Origin of the sequence: Streptomyces sp. GESEQ-4, from assembly GCF_017948455.1 — a bacterium.
In the GTDB taxonomy this organism is placed as follows: Bacteria; Actinomycetota; Actinomycetes; order Streptomycetales; family Streptomycetaceae; genus Streptomyces.
On sequence record NZ_JAFFSU010000025.1, the window covers coordinates 61,998 to 81,581 of the forward strand.

The following is a 19,584-nucleotide window of genomic DNA, read 5'->3' on the forward strand; positions in this document are numbered from 1 at the left end:
TCACTTGGCCGTTTCCGCCACGAGGCGCTCGACGGCGTCGACGGCGTCGCCGACGGCGGCCGGGTTCTGGCCGCCGCCCTGGGCGAGGTCCGGCTTGCCGCCACCGCCGCCGCCGAGAGTCTTGGCGGCGGCACGGACCAGGTCGCCGGCCTTCAGACCGCGCTCGCGGGCGGCGTCGTTGGTGGCGATGACCGTCAGCGGCTTGCCGCCCGCCACGGTGAACAGGGCGACCACGGCGGCCCGTCCGCCCTGGATACGGCCGCGTACGTCGAGGACCAGCTTGCGCAGGTCGTCGGCGGTGGTGCCGTCCGGGACCTGGCCGGTGACGAGAGCGACGCCGCGTACGTCCTTGGCGGACTCGACGAGACCGGCGGCGGCCTGCAGAACCTTCTCGGCGCGGAACTTCTCGATCTCCTTCTCGGCGTCCTTCAGCTTGCCGAGCATGGCGGAGACCTTCTCCGGGAGCTCCTCCGGACGGCCCTTGATCAGCTCCTGGAGCTGGGCGACGACCGTGTGCTCGCGGGCGAGGAAGTTGTAGGCGTCCACGCCGACCAGAGCCTCGATACGACGGACACCCGAGCCGATGGACGACTCGCCCAGCAGCTTCACCAGGCCCAGCTGGGCGGTGTTGTGCACGTGCGTGCCGCCGCACAGCTCCTTGGAGAAGTCGCCGATGGTGACGACGCGGACCCGGTCGCCGTACTTCTCGCCGAACTCGGCGATGGCGCCCTGCTTCTTGGCCTCGTCGATGCCCATGACGTCGGCGCGGACGTCCAGGTCGCGGGCGAGCACTTCGTTGATCTTCTGCTCGACGTCGGTCATCACGGCCGTGGGAACGGCGGACGGGGAACCGAAGTCGAAGCGGAAGCGGCCGGGCTGGTTCTCGGAACCGGCCTGGGCGGCCGTCGGGCCGAGGGCGTCGCGCAGGGCCTGGTGGGTGAGGTGCGTGGCCGAGTGGGCGCGGGCGATGGCCGTGCGGCGCCGGTCGTCGATGGCGGCGTGGGCCTTGGCGCCGACGGTGACCTCGCCGACCTGGACGACGCCCTTGTGGACGTACACACCCGGGACCGGCTTCTGGCAGTCGCGGACCTCGATCACGGCGCCCGTGTCGACCTTGATACGGCCGGTGTCGCCGATCTGGCCGCCGCCCTCGGCGTAGAACGGCGTGCGGTCGAGGACGATCTCGACCTCGTCGCCCTCGGTGGCGGCCGGCGAGGAGACGCCGTCGACGAGGATGCCGACGATCGTGGACTCGCCCTCGGTGTCGGTGTAGCCGATGAACTCGGTCTCACCGGCGCTGTCGGCGATCGCACGGTAGGCGCCGGTACCGGCGTGACCGGTCTTCTTGGACTGGGCGTCGGCTTTGGCGCGCTCCCGCTGCTCCTTCATCAGGCGGCGGAAACCGTCCTCGTCCACGGAGAGGCCCTGCTCGGCGGCCATCTCCAGGGTGAGGTCGATCGGGAAGCCCCAGGTGTCGTGGAGCAGGAAGGCCTTGTCGCCGGCGAGAACGGTGCCACCGGCCTGCTTGGTCTCGCTGACGGCCGTGTCGAGGATGTTGGTGCCGGCCTTCAGCGTCTTGAGGAAGGCGTTCTCCTCGGCGAGGGCGACCTTCTCGATGCGCTCCCGGTCGGTGATGAGCTCGGGGTACTGCTGGCCCATCATCTCGATGACCGTGTCGATCAGTTCCTTGACGACCGGGCCGGTGGCGCCGAGCAGGCGCATGTTGCGGATGGCCCGGCGCATGATGCGGCGCAGGACGTAGCCACGGCCCTCGTTGCCGGGGGTGACGCCGTCGCCGATGAGCATCACGGACGTGCGCATGTGGTCGGTGACGACGCGGAGGGACACGTCCGACTCGTGGGCGGCGCCGTAGTGCACGCCGGTCAGCTCGGTGGCCTTCCTGATGACGGCCATGGAGGTGTCGATCTCGTACATGTTCTGCACGCCCTGCAGAATCATGGCGAGGCGCTCCATGCCGAGGCCCGTGTCGATGTTCTTGCTCGGGAGGTCGCCCAGGATCTCGAAGTTGTCCTTGCCGATGCCCTCGCCGCGCTCGTACTGCATGAAGACGAGGTTCCAGATCTCCACGTACCGCTCGTCGTTGACGGCGGGACCGCCCTCGACGCCGAACTCGGGGCCGCGGTCGTAGTTGATCTCGGAACAGGGGCCGCACGGGCCGGGGACGCCCATGGACCAGTAGTTGTCCTTCATGCCCAGGCGCTGGATGCGCTCCTTGGGCACGCCGACGATCTCGTGCCAGATGCGCTCGGCCTCGTCGTCGTCCTTGTAGACGGTGATCCACAGACGCTCGGGGTCCAGGCCGTAACCACCCTTGTCCTGAGGGCTGGTGAGCAGCTCCCAGGCGTACTTGATGGCGCCTTCCTTGAAGTAGTCGCCGAAGGAGAAGTTGCCGCACATCTGGAAGAACGTGCCGTGCCGGGTGGTCTTGCCGACCTCTTCGATGTCCGGCGTGCGCACGCACTTCTGCACGCTGGTGGCGCGGGCGTACGGCGGCTTGACCTCGCCCAGGAAGTAGGGCTTGAAGGGCACCATGCCGGCCGGGACGAGGAGCAGAGTCGGGTCGTCCGCGATGAGCGACGCCGAAGGGACGACGGTGTGCCCGCGCTCCTCGAAGAAGCTCAGCCAGCGGCGGCGGATCTCAGCCGACTCCATCAGTGGTCCTCATTCCGGTTGTACGAATACGTCGTCCTGTCGCTGTCGACGGACTTCGGGATGTTGCGGTTCTCGATGGCGGCGAAGCGCCGGGAGGCGGGGAGTTCGGGGTTCTCGTTGATCCCCAGTGCCTCCCCCAGCTCGGCCTCCCGTTGGGCCATGCCGTCGCGGACGTCGAGCGCGAAGCCCACCGCACGGTCCTTGAGCCGGTGACCGGCCTCGAGCGCCTTGTTGGCCGCGGTCGCGGCGAGGTTCTCGGGCGTCAGCTGCTTCAGCTTGCGGTTGACCTTGGTGGTGGCCCACACCCCGGCGGCGACGCCCGTGGTGAACCAGAACGTACGGCGGAACATCGGTTCGCTCAGTCCTTCTTCCGCTTCGTCCGCCGTGCGGCCGGGACGGTGCGGCCCACGATCACGGTACGTCGGGACGGCTTCGCGGGCGCGTCGTCCTTGCGGCCGCCGATGGCGCGGCGCACGCCATAACCGAAGGCCGCGACCTTGACCAGGGGCCCGCCGAAGGTGGAGGCGACGGTGGTCGAGAGCGCGGACGCGTTCGACGTGACCTCCTGGACGTCCGACGCGATCGAGTCGACCCGGTCGATCTGGGTCTGCGCGGAACGCACCGCCGCGGAGGCGTCTGCCAGGAGAGGGACGGCCTGGTCGGTCACGTCCGCGACGAGCTTGGTGGTCGCCTTGAGCGTCTGGGCCAGCCTCACCAGTGCGACGGCGAGGAAGGAGACCAGGATCGCCCAGAAGACGGCCACCAGGATCCCGGCCACCTCTCCACCGGACACTGTGTGCACCCGCTCCCTGAAACGTGCCTCTACATCGAAAAGTCGTGGGTCGAGCCTATCGCGCCGGGCATGCCGCTCCGTACCGGATTACGGCCCGCGCACACATGAGTTGCCGTACGGGAAGGGGCCCGGCACGGGCGGATCGGCTCGGACATGCGCGAGCCCGCCGCCTCGCCCACCCGGAAGGGTGGGGAGACGGCGGGCTGAGGTGCTACGGCCTGCCTGCGATCAGCGGGCGTAGTACTCGACGACGAGCTGCTCGTCGCAGATCACCGGGATCTCCTTGCGGTTCGGCTCACGGTCCAGGCGGAAGGCCAGGGCGCGGAGGTTCACCTGGAGGTAGCGCGGGGTCTCGCCGTCGGGGGCGAAGCCGCCCTCACGGGCGATGGAGAAGAGGGTCTTCTCACGGCTGCGCTCACGGACCATCACGACGTCGTCGGGCTTGACGCGGAAGGACGGCTTGTCGACCTTCTGGCCGTTGACCTCGATGTGGCCGTGGACGACCATCTGGCGGGCCTGGTAGATCGTGCGGGCGATGCCCGAACGCAGGACCAGCGCGTCGAGACGACGCTCCAGCTCGATGATCAGGGCCTCACCGGTCTTGCCCTGAACCTTGGAGGCACGCTCGTAGGCGCGGACGAGCTGGCGCTCGGACACGTCGTACTGCGCACGCAGACGCTGCTTCTCCAGCAGACGGACCTTGTAGTCCGAGTTCTGCTTGCGGCCACGGCCGTGCTCACCCGGCGGGTAGGGACGGGCCTCGAAGTACTTGACGGCCTTCGGGGTCAGCGCGATGCCGAGGGCACGCGACTTCTTGACCTTGGGGCGGGGCTGGTTCGCCACTGCTTCTTCTTTCCTGGTTATCGGCTTGTCAGGGTTGAGGGAGGTCGCATCCGCAGCCGGGGAAACCCTGCTGGTCCGGTCGGTCGGACCTGCTGGGCAGCCGCTCCCTGGTCTGGGCACATACGTGCAGCACGCGAGTGGCCCACCGACCGGTCTCGTCGTACGACGAGTGGTGGTGGGCTGCCCGCGACACCATTCGAACGGTGCGCGACGCTCCTGGAGCCGGTCCGTGAGGACCGGGTCTCCGGCTGACCGTCCTGTTCTGACTGCACAGGACACAGCACTTCGAGCGATTCTACAGGGTGCTCAGGACCGCTTGCGACCGAGGTGCTTGCGGGTCCACTCCACCGCGTCCGCGTACCGCGCCTCGGCGCCGTGCCGCGTCGGCGTGTAGTACTCCCGGTCCTTGAGGGCGTCCGGGGCGTACTGCTGCTCGGCGATGCCCTCGGCCAGGTCGTGCGGATACACATACCCCTGCGCGTGACCGAGCTTGGCCGCGCCCTTGTAGTGCCCGTCGCGCAGGTGCGGGGGGACCGAGCCCGCCAGGCCCTTGCGTACGTCCTCCATGGCGGCGCCGATGGCGGTCGTCGCGGAGTTGGACTTGGGGGCGAGGGCCAGGGCGATGGTGGCGTGGCTGAGGGTGAGGGCGGCCTCGGGGAAGCCGATCATGGCGACGGCCTGGGCGGCGGCCACGGCTATCGGCAGCGCGTTCGGATCGGCGAGGCCGATGTCCTCGCTGGCGGAGATCATCAGGCGGCGGGCGATGAAGCGCGGGTCCTCGCCTGCCTCGATCATGCGGGCCAGGTAGTGCAGGGCCGCGTCGACGTCGGAACCGCGGATGGACTTGATGAGGGCGCTGGCCACGTCGTAGTGCTGGTCACCGTCGCGGTCGTACTTCACCGCCGCGCGGTCGACCGTCTCCTCCAAGGTCTGGAGGCCGAGCTCCGTCTCGCCCTTGTCGAGCGCGGCGCCGGCGGCGGCCTCCAGGGCGGTCAGGGCGCGGCGGGCGTCGCCGCCGGCGATGCGCAGGAGGTGGGCCTCGGTGTCCTCGGGGAGGGTGAGCGCGTCCTTGAGGCCCCGCTCGTCGGACAGGGCCCGCTTGATGAGGCTCCTGATGTCGTCGTCCGTGAGGGGTTCGAGGGTGAGCAGGAGGGAGCGGGACAGCAGCGGGGAGATGATCGAGAAGTACGGGTTCTCCGTCGTCGCCGCGATCAGGGTGACCCAGCGGTTCTCGACGGCCGGGAGCAGGGAGTCCTGCTGGGCCTTGCTGAAGCGGTGGATCTCGTCGAGGAAGAGGACGGTCTCCTTGCCGAAGCCGCCGGTGGCACGGCGGGCGCCGTCGATGACCGCGCGGACCTCCTTGACGCCCGCGGTGATCGCCGACAGCTCCACGAAGCGTGCGTTGGTGGCCTTCGACACGACGTACGCCAGGGTCGTCTTGCCGGTGCCCGGCGGGCCCCAGAGGATCACCGAGGAGGGCCCGGCCGGGCCGGAGGCGCCCTCGCCGACCAGTCTGCGCAGGGGTGAGCCCGGCTTCAGCAGGTGCTGCTGGCCCACGACCTCGTCGAGGGTGCGCGGGCGCATCCGAACGGCCAGGGGGCTGCTGGACGGGTCCTTCTCCTGGCGTTCTTCTGCTGCGGCGGTGAACAGGTCGGGCTCCACGCTGAAGACCCTAGTTCACCGCACTGACAATGCCGGACGGCCCCGGAATTCCGGGGCCGTCCGGCATTGCTCGGGCCAGTGGGTCAGCTGGTCCAGAAGTCCCACCAGCGGGTCAGGATCAGCATGCCGATGATGCCGATGTGCAGGACGGGCAGGACCCAGGTGAACTCGCCGAAGAAGCCCTTGAGCCAGTTCGGCGCGGGCAGGAAGCCCTTGCGGATGTTGAACGAGGTCACGTACCAGAACATGATGATCGTCGCGACCCAGGCCAGGCAGCACCACAGGCACAGCGCGTTGATCCGGTACAGGGACTGGAACGTCAGCCAGGCGCAGAAGCCGACACCGAAGAGCGTGCCGGCGTTGAAGGTCAGCCAGTACCAGCGCGGGAAGCGGGCACCGGCGAGCAGGCTCATACCGACGCAGATGACGATGCCGTACGTCACGAGGCCGAGCATCGGGTTGGGGAACCCGAAGGCCGAGGCCTGGTCGCTCTCCATGACGCTGCCGCAGGAGACGACGGGGTTCAGGCTGCAACCGGGAGTGAAGGTCTTGCCCTCGACCTTGGCCTCGAGCAGCTTGAACTTGTCCAGCGTGATGACCCACGCGGCGAGCAGTCCGGCCGCACCGGTGATCACCAGCAGCAGGGCGAGTGCACGACTGCCACCCTCCGCGCGCGGCGAGGGCGCGGCACGCTCCGGCTCGTGGTCGGTGGAGACGTCCTTGACTGTCGTCTTGCTCATTCCGCCGATTCCGTCGCTTGAGAACTGGACCTTCTTCCGGCAGGGCCATTGTGCCGCACGCGTGCGTGTATCCACCGTTCGATGGACATAAGGCGGTACGCATGGTCGTCCCGGACCGTTCGGTTCCGGACGACGCTCGTTCCCATGACCACACACGCGAACGGACTCGCGGTGGACGTACGGGGGCTGCGCAAGCAGTACGGGGACGTGACCGCGGTAGACGGCATCGACCTGGGCATTCGCCAGGGCGAGGTGTTCGGCCTGCTGGGGCCCAACGGGGCCGGCAAGAGCACCACGGTGGAGATTCTTCAGGGCAATCGCACCCGGGACGCGGGCGAGGTCCAGGTGCTCGGGGCGGATCCGGCGACGGGCACGCGCGCGTGGCGCGCGCGTGTCGGAATCGTCTGGCAGGACGAATCGGCGCCCGCCGAGTTGACGGTCCGCGAGACCGTACGGCATTTCGCGCGCTACTACCCGAGGCCCCGGGACCCCGAGGAGGTCATCGGCCTGGTGGGTCTGGAGGCCAAGGCGGGCAGCCGGATCAAGGCGCTGTCGGGCGGGCAGCGGAGGCGGCTTGACGTGGCGCTCGGCGTGATCGGCGGGCCCGAGCTGCTGCTTCTGGACGAGCCGACGACCGGGTTCGACCCGGCTGCCCGGCGGCAGTTCTGGGAGCTGATCCGCAAGCTCGCGGACGAGGGCACGACGATCCTGCTGACCACGCACTATCTGGAGGAGGCGGAGGCGCTCGCCCACCGGCTGGCGATCATCTCGCAGGGCCGGGTGGTCGCCGAGGGGGAGCCCGGTGTGCTGCGGGAGCGCCACGGCACCGAGGCCACCGTCGCGTGGACGGAGACCGACGGCACCCCGCGCACCATGCGGACGGTCACGCCCACCAAGACCGTCGCCGAGCTCATGCACCGCTTCGACGGTGAGATCCCGGGGCTGCGAGTGAGCCGCCCCACGCTGGAGGATGTCTATCTCCGGCTGACCGGACAGGAGGACGCGCGATGACCACGACCGCCGTACGAGCCGGGGCCGGGACGCGTCCGCAGCGGCTGCCCGGCGCCTGGGGGCTCGGTCTGCAGCGGGGCGGGCTGGAGATCAAGCAGTTCTTCCGGCAGCGCGACCAGGTGGTGTTCACCTTCGCCTTCCCGGTGGTGTTCCTCTTCCTGTTCGCGTCGATCTTCAAGGACGACGTCGAAGGCGCGGGCGTCACCGCCTCGCAGCTGTACGTCCCGGCGATGATGGCCGCCGGCATCATGTCGACGAGTTTCCAGTCGCTCGGCATCTCGATCGCCATCGAGCGGGACGAGAAGGTACTGCGCCGGCTGCGCGGCACGCCGATGCCGTCGGCCGCGTACTTCCTCGGCAAGATCTGGCTGGTTCTCGTCACCGGTCTCATGGAGACGGCGATTCTGCTGCTCGTCGGGACGACCCTGTACGACGTCGACCTGCCGTCGGACGTGCGTACGTGGTTCGACTTCGCGTGGATCTTCGTGCTGGGTCTCACGGCGTGCGCGCTGCTCGGCATCGCGATCAGCTCGGTCCCCAAGTCCGGCAAGAGCGCGACCTCCGTGGTCGTCCTTCCGTTCCTGGTGCTGCAGTTCATCTCCGGGGTGTACATCGCCATCGACACCATCCCGGACTGGATGCTGAACATCGGGGCGCTGTTCCCGCTGAAGTGGATGTGCCAGGGACTGCGCGCGGTGTTCCTGCCGGAGTCGGCGCAGGTGCTGGAGCAGGCCGGGAGCTGGGAACTGGGCAGGGTCGCGCTGGTGCTCGGGGCGTGGTGCGTCGGAGGATTGGTGCTGTGCCTGCTGACCTTCCGGTGGAAGAACCGGCGCGACGGATGAACGGTCCGGCGGGACCCGGGGGCGCGTACACCTGGGCCCGCTCGTTCCGGCTCTGGGACACGTACTTCGCGCTGATCTGGCTGGCCACCCTGGTCTACGTGCTCGGCGCGGGGTTCCCGGGGTGGCCGGTCCGTGCCGTCGCGGCCGCGCTGCTGATACCGCTGGCTCCCCTGTACGTATGGGTGGGGCGCCCCATCCTGTGCGGTGACCCGCCCGACGAGCGGCAGGCGGTGCGTTTCCTGGCGGTGGCACTGACGCTGTTCCTGCCGTCGGCCGTGCTCGTCGGGGAGACGCGGGTGCTGACCTTCGCGCTCGTGCCTCCGTGCTTCATGGCGTTGCGGATGCGGTGGGCGCTGACGGCCGTGGCGGTCATCAATCTCGTGCCCGTGGCGGGCTGGGCGCTGCTGTGGCGGCCCGGCGCCCAGGACGTCTTCTTCAACGCGGTGTTCGCCGTGGTCACCTTCGTCTTCTCGGTGGCGCTGGGCAGTTGGATCATCCGGATCATCGAGCAGAGCCAGGAGCGGGCCGAGCTGATCGCGGAGCTGGACGCGAGCCGGCATGAGGTCTCCCGGCTCTCGTCGGCGCACGGCGCGCTTGCGGAGCGGGAACGGATGGCCCGGGAGATCCACGACACCCTCGCCCAGGGCTTCACCAGCCTGCTGATGCTGATCCAGGCCGTCGAGGCCGAGCTCGACCACGACCCGGCACAGGCCCGCCGTCACCTGGCCCTGATGGACGAGACGGCCCGGCAGAACCTCGCCGAGGCCCGCGCCCTGGTCGCCGGGGGCACCCCCGCCGACCTCGACGGCGCCTCGCTCCCGGACGCGGTCGGCAGACTCGCGGCACGCCATGCCGCGAAGCTGGAGGTGACGGGTCCGGTGCGCGCGCTGCCCGCCGGTCCCGAGGTGGTCGCCCTGCGCTCCTGCCAGGAGGCCCTGGCCAACGCCCGCAAGCACGCCGGGAGTTCTGTGGCCGTGGGCATCAGGCTGGCGTACGCCGACGAGACGCTCACCTTGTCCGTACGGGACGACGGCTGCGGCTTCGATCCCGGTGCCGTCCATGACGGGTACGGTCTGGCGGGGCTGCGCGCCCGGGCCGCCGAGGTGGGCGGAACCGCACAGGTCGACAGCGCGCCGGGCGAGGGCACCACGGTGACCGTCCGGCTGCCCCTACCCGACGTGAGGAGTGAGGTGCCGTGATCCGGATCATCCTGGCCGACGACCATCCCGTCGTACGGGAGGGGCTGCGGGCGATGCTCAGCGCGGAACCGGACCTCGAGGTGGTCGCCGACGCGTCCAGCGGACCGCAGGCGGAGGCGCTGGCGGCCGAGTTGCGGCCCGACATCGTGCTGATGGATCTGCGGATGCCGGACGGCGGGGGTGTCGACTCGATCGTGCGGATGGCGGAGGCGGGGCTGGGTTGCCGGGTCATCGTCCTCACGACGTACGAGACGGACCGGGACATCCTGAGGGCGGTGGAGGCGGGGGCGGCGGGGTACCTCCTCAAGGATCTCCCCCGAGGTGAACTCGCCGAGGCCGTACGGTCCGCGGCGCGTGGCGAGACGGTGCTGGCGCCGTCGGTGGCGGCGCGACTCGTGGACCAACTCCGGACGAAGCCGGAGCGGCCGCGGTTGTCGGTGCGGGAGACGGCCGTGCTGCGGCTTGTGGCCGAGGGCTGTACCAACGCCGAGATCGGGCGCCGGTTGTTCATCGGCGAGTCGACCGTGAAGACCCATCTGCTGCGCGTCTTCGGCAAGTTGGGCGTGGACGACCGGACAGCGGCGGTGACGAGCGCGATGCGGCACGGCTTGCTGGACTGAGGTTTTTCGCCCCCGCCGCCCCTACCCGTCCCATCCTCCAGGGGCTCCGCCCCTTCGACCCCGTTTCGGGGGCCAGCCCCCGGACCCCCGCTCCTCAAACGCCGGAGGGGCTGACTTTTAGCCCGTCCGGCGTTTGAGGACGAGGCCGTTCAGGCCGAAGCGGGGGTCTGGGGGCGGCAGCCCCCAGGGATGGGACGGGTAGGGGCGGCGGGGGCGAAAACCGCTGGGCCGCGCCGCCCACCGGGCTCAGCCCAGCCTCGCCTCCAGCTCGGCCACGATCTCGTTGACGCCGATCGGGGTCTGCTCGCCGGACTCCATGTCCTTGAGCTGGACGACGCCCTCGGCAAGGTCGCGTTCGCCGGCGACGACGGTGTAGCGGGCGCCGCTGCGGTTGGCGTTCTTCATGGCGCCCTTGAGCCCCTTGGCGCCGTAGGAGAAGTCGGCGGCGATGCCCGCCTTGCGCAGGTCGGTGACCTTGGCGAACAGGACACGGCGGGCCTCGTCACCCAGCGGAACCGCGAACACGCTGGTGGCCGCCGGGAGTTCGAGCTCGACGCCCTCCGCCTCCAGAGCCAGGACCGTGCGGTCGACGCCCAGCGCCCAGCCCACCGACGGCAGCGCGGGACCGCCGATCATCTCGGAGAGGCCGTCGTAGCGGCCGCCGCCGCCCACCGCGGACTGCGAGCCCAGACCGTCGTGGACGAACTCGAAGGTGGTGCGCGTGTAGTAGTCCAGGCCGCGCACCAGCTTCGGGTCGTCCTCGAAGGCGACGCCCGCCGCGGTGATCAGTTCACGGACCTCCTCGTGGTACGCCTTGCAGGCGTCGCAGAGGTAGTCACGCAGCAGCGGCGCACCCGTCAGCTGCTTCTGGACCGACTCGCGCTTGTCGTCGAGGACGCGCAGCGGGTTGATCTCCGACCGGCGCAGTGTGTCCTCGTCGAGGTCCAGGCCGCGCAGGAAGTCCTGGAGGGCCGCGCGGTAGACCGGACGGCACTCCTTGTCGCCCAGGCTGTTGAGCAGGATGCGGAAGTTACTCAGGCCCAGCGAGCGGTACGCCTGGTCCGCCAGGATGATCAACTCGGCGTCCAGCGCCGGGTCCTCCGCGCCGATCGCCTCGGCGCCGACCTGGGAGAAGTGGCGGTAACGGCCCTTCTGCGGGCGCTCGTAGCGGTAGTACGAGCCCGAGTACCAGAGCTTGACCGGGAGGTTGCCCGCCTTGTGCAGGTTGGCCTCGAGGGCGGCGCGCAGGACGGAGGCCGTCCCCTCGGGGCGCAGGGCGAGCCGGTCGCCGCCCTTGGTCTCGAAGGCGTACATCTCCTTGGTCACGATGTCGGTGGACTCACCGACACCGCGCGCGAACAGCTCGACGTTCTCGAAGCCGGGCGTCTCGATGTAGCCGTAGCCGGAGTTGCGCAGCGGAGCCGCGATCGCCTCACGGACGGCCAGGTAGACGGCGCTGTCCGGCGGGATCAGGTCGTACGTGCCCTTGGGGGCCTTGAAGGTGCTCACGGAACTCTCTCGTCACATTCCTCGTCGGGGAGCGGCGTTCGGATCCGTTCCCTGGCCGGCGGCCACCTGCCGCAGATAAGGGTTGGTGGCGCGCTCCTGGCCGATGGTCGTCTGGGGGCCGTGGCCGGACAGCACCACGGTCGAGTCGTCGAGCGGCAGGCACACACGGGCCAGCGAGTCGAGCATCTCGGCCATGTCACCGCCGGGCAGGTCGGTGCGTCCGATGGAGCCGGCGAACAGCAGATCCCCGGAGAAGAACACCGACGGGATGTCGGCGGTCTCGGGCATCCGGAAGGTCACCGACCCCTTGGTATGGCCCGGCGCGTGGGCGACGGAGAGCTCCAGACCCGCCAGCTCCAGTCGCGCGCCATCGGTCAACTCCTTGACGTCGTCCGGCTCCCCGATGGTCAGCTCGCCCAACAGCGGCATCCCGATGGAACGTCCGAGCGCCTTCTCGGGGTCGTTCATCATGTACCGGTCCTCGGGGTGGATCCAGGCCGGCACGTCGTGCGCGCCGCACACCGGGACGACCGAGGCCACGTGGTCGAGGTGGCCGTGGGTGAGGACGACCGCCACGGGCTTGAGCCGATGCTTCTTCAGTGCTTCCTCGACTCCTGGGGCCGCTTCATGGCCCGGGTCGATGATCACGCACTCCTCACCGGCGGCGGGGGCGACGAGATAACAGTTCGTCCCCCAGGCCCCGGCGGGGAACCCGGCAATGAGCACGATCGTCCTTCGTTGTGTCGATTCGGGTGGCTTGCGCATGGGCAGCGCCTGAGGTCAGAGCCTACCGGCGCTGCCGATTCCTCAGCGAACCCATATACGGTACGGGGCACACGCGGGTGGTCGATTCGAACGACGCACGCGTACCGGTCGACGTACGAGACGTATGAGGAGAACCCGGTGGTCAGCCAAGAACAGCGGAAGCGTCAGCTCGCGCGGGAGAAGTTCTTGCGCCAGCAGCAGCGGCGCACCGAGGCACGGCGCAAGGCGCGTACGCGCAACGCCGCGATCGCGTCCACGGTCGGCGTGATCATGATCGCCGGCCTGACGCTGTACACGACCGGGGTCCTCAAGGACGACGACAAGACCAACGCGAGCGCGGACGTCACGCCGAGCGCGTCGGCGCCCAGCAAGGCTGAGGACCCGTGCGAGAAGCCGGCCGCGGGCAAGGCCAAGACGGCGACCTGGAAGAAGGAGCCGGCGATGACCATCGACGAGTCGGCGAAGTACACGATGAAGCTGGCCACGACCTGCGGTGACATAGACATCGACCTGAAGGCGTCGGCCGCGCCGCACACCGTGAATTCCTTCAACTTCCTCGCGGGCAAGGGGTTCTTCGACCACACCAAGTGCCACCGGCTCGTCCCCAGCGGCATCTTCGTGCTGCAGTGCGGCGACCCGAAGGGCACCGGCATGGGCGGACCCGGCTACACGATCCCGGACGAGAACCTCAAGGACAAGAGCCTCAAGGGCGGGGTGTACCCGGCGGGCACGGTCGCGATGGCCAACCAGTACAACGCCCAGACGAAGCAAGGGCGCAACTCCGGAGGAAGCCAGTTCTTCCTCGTCTACCAGGACAGTCAGCTGCCGCCCGACTACACACCGTTCGGAACGGTGTCCGAAGCGGGCATGAAGGTCCTGAAGAAGATCGCGGACGCTGGAGCGCAGGCCGCGGACCCCGCGACGGGGAACACGGCACCCAACGCGACGGTCGTGATCAACAAGGCAACTGTCACGAAATCCTGACCGTCAACTGCGAAATTTCGGTCGCGCGGGATGCGGACAGGCAACCCGCCGGTCGCCTATGTTGGCCGTGACGAAACTGTGGACGATGCCCGGGGGTGCGGAAGCCCTACGCAGGCATCATGTGGAGGAGGCGCTGTGAGCAGCGACCCGTGGGGCCGCGTCGACGAGACGGGGACCGTGTACGTGCGTACGGCCGACGGCGAGCAGGTCGTCGGTTCCTGGCAGGCCGGCTCCCCCGAGGAAGCGTTGGCCTACTTCGAGCGCAAGTACGAGGGCCTGGTTGTCGAGATCGGCCTCCTCGAGAAGCGAGTGAAGACCACCGACCTCTCCGCGAAGGACGCCCAGGTCGCCATCGACCACATCCGTGAGCAGGTCGACGCGCATCACGCCGTCGGTGATCTGGACGCGCTGCGCAAGCGGCTGGACAAGCTCGTGGAGACCGTCGAGGCACGCCGCGAGGAGCGCAAGCAGCAGCGCGCGCGGCAGTCCGACGAGGCCCGCAAGGCCAAGGACGCGCTGGTCACCGAGGCGGAGCAGCTGGCCCAGTCCGACCAGTGGCGGGCGGCCGGTGAGCGGCTGCGGGCGCTGGTGGACACCTGGAAGGGTCTGCCGCGGCTGGACCGCAAGTCGGACGACGAGCTGTGGCACCGCTTCTCGCACGCCCGGTCGGCGTTCTCCAAGCGCCGCAAGGCACACTTCGCGTCGCTGGACGCCCAGCGCGAGGAGGCCCGCAAGACCAAGGAGCGGCTGGTCGCCGAGGCCGAGGCACTGTCGGGCTCGACGGACTGGGGTCCGACGGCCGCGCGTTACCGCGAGCTGATGTCGGAGTGGAAAGCCGCGGGCCGCGCCCAGCGCGAGCACGAGGACGACTTGTGGAACCGCTTCCGCGGTGCGCAGGACGTGTTCTTCGCCGCCCGCAGCTCGGTCTTCGCCGAGCGGGACGCGGAGCAGTCGGAGAACCTGAAGCTCAAGGAGGAACTGGCCGAGGAGGCCGAGAAGATCCTCCCGGTCACGGACCTCAAGGCCGCCCGTGCCGCGTTCCGCTCGATCAACGAGCGCTGGGAGGCCATCGGCCATGTGCCGCGCGACGCGCGTCCGAAGGTCGAGGGCCGGATGCACGCGGTGGAGCGGGCCATCCAGGAGGCCGAGGAGGCCGAATGGCGCCGGTCCAACCCGGAGGCACGCGCGCGTGCCGAGGGTCTGACCGGCCAGCTCCAGGCCGCCGTGGAGAAGCTCCAGAAGCAGATCGAGCAGGCGCGCGCCCAGGGCAACAACTCCAAGGCCGACAAGCTGGAGCGGGAGCTGGAGGGCCGCCAGGCCCTGCTGGACCAGGCGCTGAAGGGTCTGCAGGAGTTCGGCGGCTGACACACCTCAGGTACACACACCTCAGGTACATGGAAAGGGGCTCCCCGAGGGGGAGCCCCTTTTCGTGCTCGTACGGCGGTTACGCTCGGCTGCGCGCCGACGTCACCCGGTACACGTCGTACACGCCCTCCACTCCCCTGACCGCCTTCAGGACGTGGCCGAGATGCTTCGGGTCGCCCATCTCGAAGGTGAAGCGGGAGGTGGCGACGCGGTCGCGGGAGGTCTGGACGGCCGCGGAGAGAATGTTGACGTGCTGGTCGGACAGGACCCGGGTGACGTCCGACAGCAGCCGGGAGCGGTCGAGGGCCTCGACCTGGATGGCGACCAGGAAGACCGAGGACTGCGTGGGCGCCCACTCGACGTCGAGGATGCGCTCGGGCTCGCGGGACAGCGAGTCGACGTTCACGCAGTCGGTGCGGTGAACCGATACTCCACTGCCGCGCGTGACGAAGCCCATGATGGGGTCACCGGGGACCGGCGTACAACAGCGGGCGAGCTTGACCCAGACGTCGTCGACGCCCTTGACCACCACACCGGGGTCCTGGCTGCTGCGCCGCTTGCGGCCTCGGCCGCGGGGGGACGGTACCGCCTCGTCCATCTCCTCGGTGGCGGCTTCCTCACCGCCGAGGGCCTGAACGAGCTTCTGTACGACGTTCTGCGCGGCGACATGTCCCTCGCCGATCGCCGCGTACAGCGAGGAGATGTCGGGGTAGCGCATCTCGTGCGCCAGGGTGACGAGGGAGTCGCCCGTGAGGATGCGCTGGATCGGCAGGTTCTGTTTGCGCATCGCGCGTGCGATGGCGTCCTTGCCCTGCTCGATGGCCTCGTCCCGGCGTTCCTTGGAGAACCAGGCCCGGATCTTGTTGCGCGCGCGCGGCGACTTGACGAAGCCGAGCCAGTCGCGGGACGGTCCGGCGCCGGCCGCCTTGGAGGTGAAGACCTCCACCAAGTCGCCGTTGTCCAGGGTGGATTCGAGCGGCACGAGACGGCCGTTGACCCGTGCTCCTATGGTGCGGTGGCCGACTTCGGTGTGGACCGCGTACGCGAAGTCGACGGGCGTCGCACCGGCCGGGAGCGCTATGACGTCGCCCTTCGGCGTGAAGACGAAGACCTCGTTGCGGGACAGGTCGAAGCGCAGCGACTCCAGGAACTCGCCCGGGTCCTCGGTCTCCTTCTGCCAGTCGAGCAGTTGGCGCAGCCACGCCATGTCGTTGAGGTGGTCGTCCTTGCCCTTGCCGGACGACTTCGGCACATCGGTACGGATCTTGGAGGCGCCCGCGACGGCCTCCTGCTTGTACTTCCAGTGCGCGGCGATGCCGTACTCGGCGCGACGGTGCATGTCGAACGTACGGATCTGGAGTTCGACCGGCTTGCCGTTGGGCCCGATCACCGTCGTGTGCAGCGACTGGTACATGTTGAACTTGGGCATCGCGATGTAGTCCTTGAACCGGCCGGGGACCGGGTTCCATCGCGCGTGCACGGTGCCGAGGGCGGCGTAGCAGTCGCGGACGGTGTCCACGAGGACGCGGATGCCCACCAGGTCGTAGATCTCCGCGAAGTCACGGCCGCGGACGATCATCTTCTGGTAGACGCTGTAGTAGTGCTTCGGGCGTCCGGTGACGGTCGCCTTGATACGGGCCGCGCGCAGGTCCTGCTGGACCTCGTCGGTCACTATGGCCAGATACTCGTCACGCTTCGGTGCCCGCTCGGCCACCAGCCGTACGATCTCGTCGTACATCTTGGGGTAGAGGATCGCGAAGGCGAGGTCCTCCAGTTCCCACTTGATGGTGTTCATGCCGAGGCGATGGGCGAGCGGCGCGTAGATCTCGAGGGTCTCGCGCGCCTTCTTCTCCTGCTTCTCGCGCTTGAGATAGCGCATGGTGCGCATGTTGTGCAGGCGGTCGGCGAGCTTGATGACCAGGACGCGGGGGTCCTTGGCCATGGCCACGACCATCTTGCGCACGGTCTCGGCCTGCGCGGCCTCGCCGAACTTGACCTTGTCCAGCTTGGTGACGCCGTCGACGAGCAACGCGACGGAGTCGCCGAAGTCGCGGCGGAGCTGGTCGAGGCCGTACTCGGTGTCCTCGACGGTGTCGTGCAGCAGGCCTGCCATCAGCGTGGCCGGATCCATACCCAGCTCGGCGAGGATCGTGGTGACGGCGAGAGGGTGCGTGATGTACGGGTCGCCGCTCTTGCGCTTCTGGCCGCGGTGCCAGCGCTCGGCGACCTGGTAGGCCTTCTCGATCTGGCGGAGGGTGGCCGTCTCGATCTTCGGGTCGTTGCTGCGGACTATGCGCAGCAGCGGTTCCAGGACCGGGTTGTACGGGTTGGAGCGCTGGACGCCGAGGCGGGCGAGGCGGGCGCGGACGCGGTTGGAGGAGCCGGAGCGGGCCGGCTGGCCGGTGTTCGGGCGGACCGCGGGCGTGGCCAGGCTCTCGGACGGGGCCGGCTTGGGGCGCGACTGCTCGGCCGACTTGTCGACGGGCGCGGACTGGGCATGCTCGACCGGCCCGCGGGTGTCGTTCTTCGCGCTCGACTCGGTCGGCGCGGGCGGCTTCGCCGCGGGCGCCGAGGCGGGCTCGGGCTTGGCGGCGGTGAGTGGCTGGGCCTCGTCTGGCAAGAGGGCTCCTCGTGCGCGATCCGGGTCCCCCGGTCAGGCTCCGGAGATCCCATGGTAGCGATCCTCAGCGGCGGGATCGCCTTTCGGCCGATGTGAGGACCGTCTATCGGGGGCTGCGGTGAGTGATTTCGGGGCCTGTGCGGGGGTGGCAGGTGGATTGCCGACTGCCGGTCCGTTGTGGTTGATCGCGCAGTTCCCCGCGCCCCTAACGGGGCGCGAAACGGCCGGCCCGGATGTAACCGGGCCGGCCGTTTTTGTAGGGCATGGATCTGCTGTCAGTCTCAGACCACCAGGAGCGCTTCCAGCGGGGCGCCCTCCAAGGCCGGTTCCAGGCGGGCTCGGCCGCCCAGGAAGCCGAGTTCCATGAGGACCGCGACGCCCGCGACCTCGGCGCCCGCGTGGCGGATCAGCTTCAGGGAGGCCTCGGCGGTGCCGCCGGTGGCGAGGACGTCGTCGACGATCAGCACGCGGTCGTCGGCGGCCAGGTCCTCGGCGTGGACCTCGATCTCGGCCGAGCCGTACTCCAGGTCGTACGCCTGGCTGAGAGTGGCTCCGGGGAGCTTGCCCGCCTTGCGTACGGGGATGAAGCCGAGGCCGGCACGGACGGCGACCGGGGCGCCGAGGATGAAGCCGCGGGCCTCCAGTCCGACGACCTTCGTCGCGTTCGTCCGCTCGGCGACCTGGGCGAGGGCGTCGGTGAGGGCGGTGAACGCCGCCGGGTCCGCCAGGAGCGGGGTGATGTCCTTGAACATCACACCCGGCTCCGGGTAGTCGGCCACGTCACGGATGCGGCTGAGCAGCAGCGCGCTGATGTCGGTGAGCTCGGTCATCGGCGCTTCCCCGACGGTCGGCCCCGGCCGCGGCCGCGGGAGGCGGGCTGGCTGCGGACCGCCTGGCCCTGCGGGCCGACGACCGCGGGAGCGGCATCCGCGGGCTCGACGCCGAGCGGCTCCTCGACGGCCTGGTCCTCCGCGGCCTCGCCCTGTGCGCCTGCCTGCGCCCGCTTGGCGAGGACGCGCTTCCTGAGCGCCTTCATCTGCGGCTCGCGCTCCTTGAGGTCGGCGACGAGCGGGGTGGCGATGAAGATCGAGGAGTACGCACCGGCCGCGAGGCCGACGAACAGCGACAGCGAGATGTCGTTCAGCATGCCGGCGCCGAGGAAACCGCCGCCGATGAACAGCAGGCCGGCGACCGGGAGCAGCGCGACCACCGTGGTGTTGATGGAACGCATCAGGGTGCTGTTGATGGAGTTGTTGGCGACGTCGCTGTACGTCAGGCGGGTCTGTTTGGTGATGTCCTTCGCCTGCTCCTTGAGGCTGTCGAAGACGACGACAGTGTCGTAGAGCGAGTAACCGAGGATGGTCAGCAGACCGATCACCGTGCCCGGTGTCACCTCGAAGCCGACGAGGGCGTAGATGCCGACGGTGATGGTGATGTCGTGGATCAGGGCGACCAATGCGGCCGCGGCCATGCGCCATTCGAACGCGATCGCCAGATAGATCACGACGAGCACCATGAAGATCGCCAGACCCTGCCAGGCCTTGTTGGCGATCTGTTCACCCCAACTGGGGCCGACGAGCTCGGCGTTGATCTTCTCCGAGTCGACGCTCAGGTCCTTGGAGAGATCGGCCTTGATCTGGTCGGCCTTGGCGGTGTCGATACCGGCGATCTGGATGCGCAGGCCGCCGCTGCCGAGCTCCTGGACGATCGCGTCGTGGCCGGACGCGGTTTCCGCGTACTCCTCGGCCTGGGAGACCGAGACGCTGGACTTCGGGGTGGTGAAGACCGCGCCGCCCTGGAACTCGATGCCCATGTTCAGGCCGCGCACCGCCAGGCCGGCGATGGCCACGATGGTGATCAGGATCGAGACGCCGTACCAGATCTTGCGGTTGCGGACGAAGTCGTAGCCGACCTCGCCACGGTGCAGTCGGGCGCCGAGGTTGCCGAGCTTCGACATC

17 protein-coding genes are annotated in these 19,584 nt (G+C 69.3%); 6 read left to right on the top strand and 11 right to left on the bottom strand.

Annotated features, from left to right (window positions below):
• From alaS to KCH48_RS33860, 6 genes are all read right to left on the bottom strand, one after another.
• A complete protein-coding gene (gene alaS / locus KCH48_RS33835; protein WP_210580395.1) occupies positions 1 to 2,673 on the bottom strand; it encodes an alanine--tRNA ligase in 2,673 nt (890 codons plus the stop codon).
• Positions 2,673 to 3,023 (bottom strand): hypothetical protein, encoded by a 351-nt coding sequence (locus tag KCH48_RS33840; RefSeq protein ID WP_210580397.1) that lies wholly within the window; start codon positions 3,021 to 3,023, stop codon positions 2,673 to 2,675. The genes alaS and KCH48_RS33840 overlap by 1 nt, the downstream gene beginning before the upstream one ends.
• 8 nt (positions 3,024 to 3,031) lie before the next feature.
• Positions 3,032 to 3,475 carry a DUF948 domain-containing protein gene (locus tag KCH48_RS33845; protein WP_210580400.1) on the bottom strand — a complete coding sequence of 148 codons (444 nt, stop codon included), beginning with the start codon at positions 3,473 to 3,475 and terminating at the stop codon, positions 3,032 to 3,034.
• A 219-nt stretch (positions 3,476 to 3,694) separates the two neighbouring features.
• A complete protein-coding gene (gene rpsD, locus KCH48_RS33850; protein WP_210580414.1) occupies positions 3,695 to 4,309 on the bottom strand; it encodes a 30S ribosomal protein S4 in 615 nt (204 codons plus the stop codon).
• Between the two features lie 306 nt (positions 4,310 to 4,615).
• Complete coding sequence (locus tag KCH48_RS33855; protein WP_210580416.1) at positions 4,616 to 5,971, bottom strand: replication-associated recombination protein A; 1,356 nt, start codon at positions 5,969 to 5,971, stop codon at positions 4,616 to 4,618.
• A gap of 83 nt (positions 5,972 to 6,054) precedes the next feature.
• On the bottom strand, positions 6,055 to 6,711 hold the full coding sequence (locus tag KCH48_RS33860; RefSeq protein ID WP_210580418.1) for a vitamin K epoxide reductase family protein: 657 nt from the start codon (positions 6,709 to 6,711) through the stop codon (positions 6,055 to 6,057).
• 144 nt (positions 6,712 to 6,855) lie between these two features.
• Between KCH48_RS33860 and KCH48_RS33865 the strand changes: the two genes are divergently transcribed.
• From KCH48_RS33865 to KCH48_RS33880, 4 genes are read left to right on the top strand one after another with little or no spacing between them, the layout of a single operon-like run.
• Positions 6,856 to 7,722: an ABC transporter ATP-binding protein gene (locus tag KCH48_RS33865; protein WP_210580426.1), complete on the top strand. Its 867-nt coding sequence runs from the start codon at positions 6,856 to 6,858 to the stop codon at positions 7,720 to 7,722.
• A complete protein-coding gene (locus tag KCH48_RS33870) occupies positions 7,719 to 8,564 on the top strand; it encodes an ABC transporter permease (RefSeq protein WP_210580428.1) in 846 nt (281 codons plus the stop codon). Before KCH48_RS33865 ends, KCH48_RS33870 begins: the two co-directional genes overlap by 4 nt.
• Positions 8,561 to 9,763 (top strand): sensor histidine kinase, encoded by a 1,203-nt coding sequence (locus tag KCH48_RS33875; RefSeq protein ID WP_210580550.1) that lies wholly within the window; start codon positions 8,561 to 8,563, stop codon positions 9,761 to 9,763. The genes KCH48_RS33870 and KCH48_RS33875 overlap by 4 nt, the downstream gene beginning before the upstream one ends.
• Positions 9,760 to 10,383: a response regulator transcription factor gene (locus KCH48_RS33880; protein ID WP_210580430.1), complete on the top strand. Its 624-nt coding sequence runs from the start codon at positions 9,760 to 9,762 to the stop codon at positions 10,381 to 10,383. The genes KCH48_RS33875 and KCH48_RS33880 overlap by 4 nt, the downstream gene beginning before the upstream one ends.
• A 246-nt stretch (positions 10,384 to 10,629) precedes the next feature.
• Here KCH48_RS33880 and hisS read toward each other — a convergent pair whose 3' ends face one another.
• Together hisS and KCH48_RS33890 are read right to left on the bottom strand one after the other, a co-directional pair.
• Positions 10,630 to 11,892, bottom strand: coding sequence for a histidine--tRNA ligase (gene hisS, locus KCH48_RS33885; protein ID WP_210580432.1), 1,263 nt, complete (start codon positions 11,890 to 11,892; stop codon positions 10,630 to 10,632).
• A gap of 12 nt (positions 11,893 to 11,904) precedes the next feature.
• Entirely contained in the window at positions 11,905 to 12,618 is a 714-nt protein-coding gene (locus KCH48_RS33890) for an MBL fold metallo-hydrolase (protein WP_210580439.1), read from the bottom strand.
• Positions 12,619 to 12,795: 177 nt separating this feature from the next.
• Here KCH48_RS33890 and KCH48_RS33895 point away from each other — a divergent pair, with 177 nt between their 5' ends.
• On the top strand, positions 12,796 to 13,641 hold the full coding sequence (locus KCH48_RS33895) for a peptidylprolyl isomerase (RefSeq protein ID WP_210580441.1): 846 nt from the start codon (positions 12,796 to 12,798) through the stop codon (positions 13,639 to 13,641).
• A gap of 135 nt (positions 13,642 to 13,776) precedes the next feature.
• A complete protein-coding gene (locus KCH48_RS33900; RefSeq protein WP_210580443.1) occupies positions 13,777 to 15,006 on the top strand; it encodes a DUF349 domain-containing protein in 1,230 nt (409 codons plus the stop codon).
• Between the two features lie 79 nt (positions 15,007 to 15,085).
• Here the strand turns inward: KCH48_RS33900 and KCH48_RS33905 are convergent, their stop codons facing one another.
• The 3 genes from KCH48_RS33905 to secF form a co-directional block, all read right to left on the bottom strand.
• A complete protein-coding gene (locus KCH48_RS33905; protein WP_210580447.1) occupies positions 15,086 to 17,626 on the bottom strand; it encodes a bifunctional (p)ppGpp synthetase/guanosine-3',5'-bis(diphosphate) 3'-pyrophosphohydrolase in 2,541 nt (846 codons plus the stop codon).
• 281 nt (positions 17,627 to 17,907) lie between these two features.
• Entirely contained in the window at positions 17,908 to 18,456 is a 549-nt protein-coding gene (locus KCH48_RS33910) for an adenine phosphoribosyltransferase (protein WP_210580449.1), read from the bottom strand.
• Positions 18,453 to 19,583, bottom strand: coding sequence for a protein translocase subunit SecF (secF, locus tag KCH48_RS33915; protein WP_210580451.1), 1,131 nt, complete (start codon positions 19,581 to 19,583; stop codon positions 18,453 to 18,455). Before secF ends, KCH48_RS33910 begins: the two co-directional genes overlap by 4 nt.
• Position 19,584 lies beyond the last annotated feature (1 nt).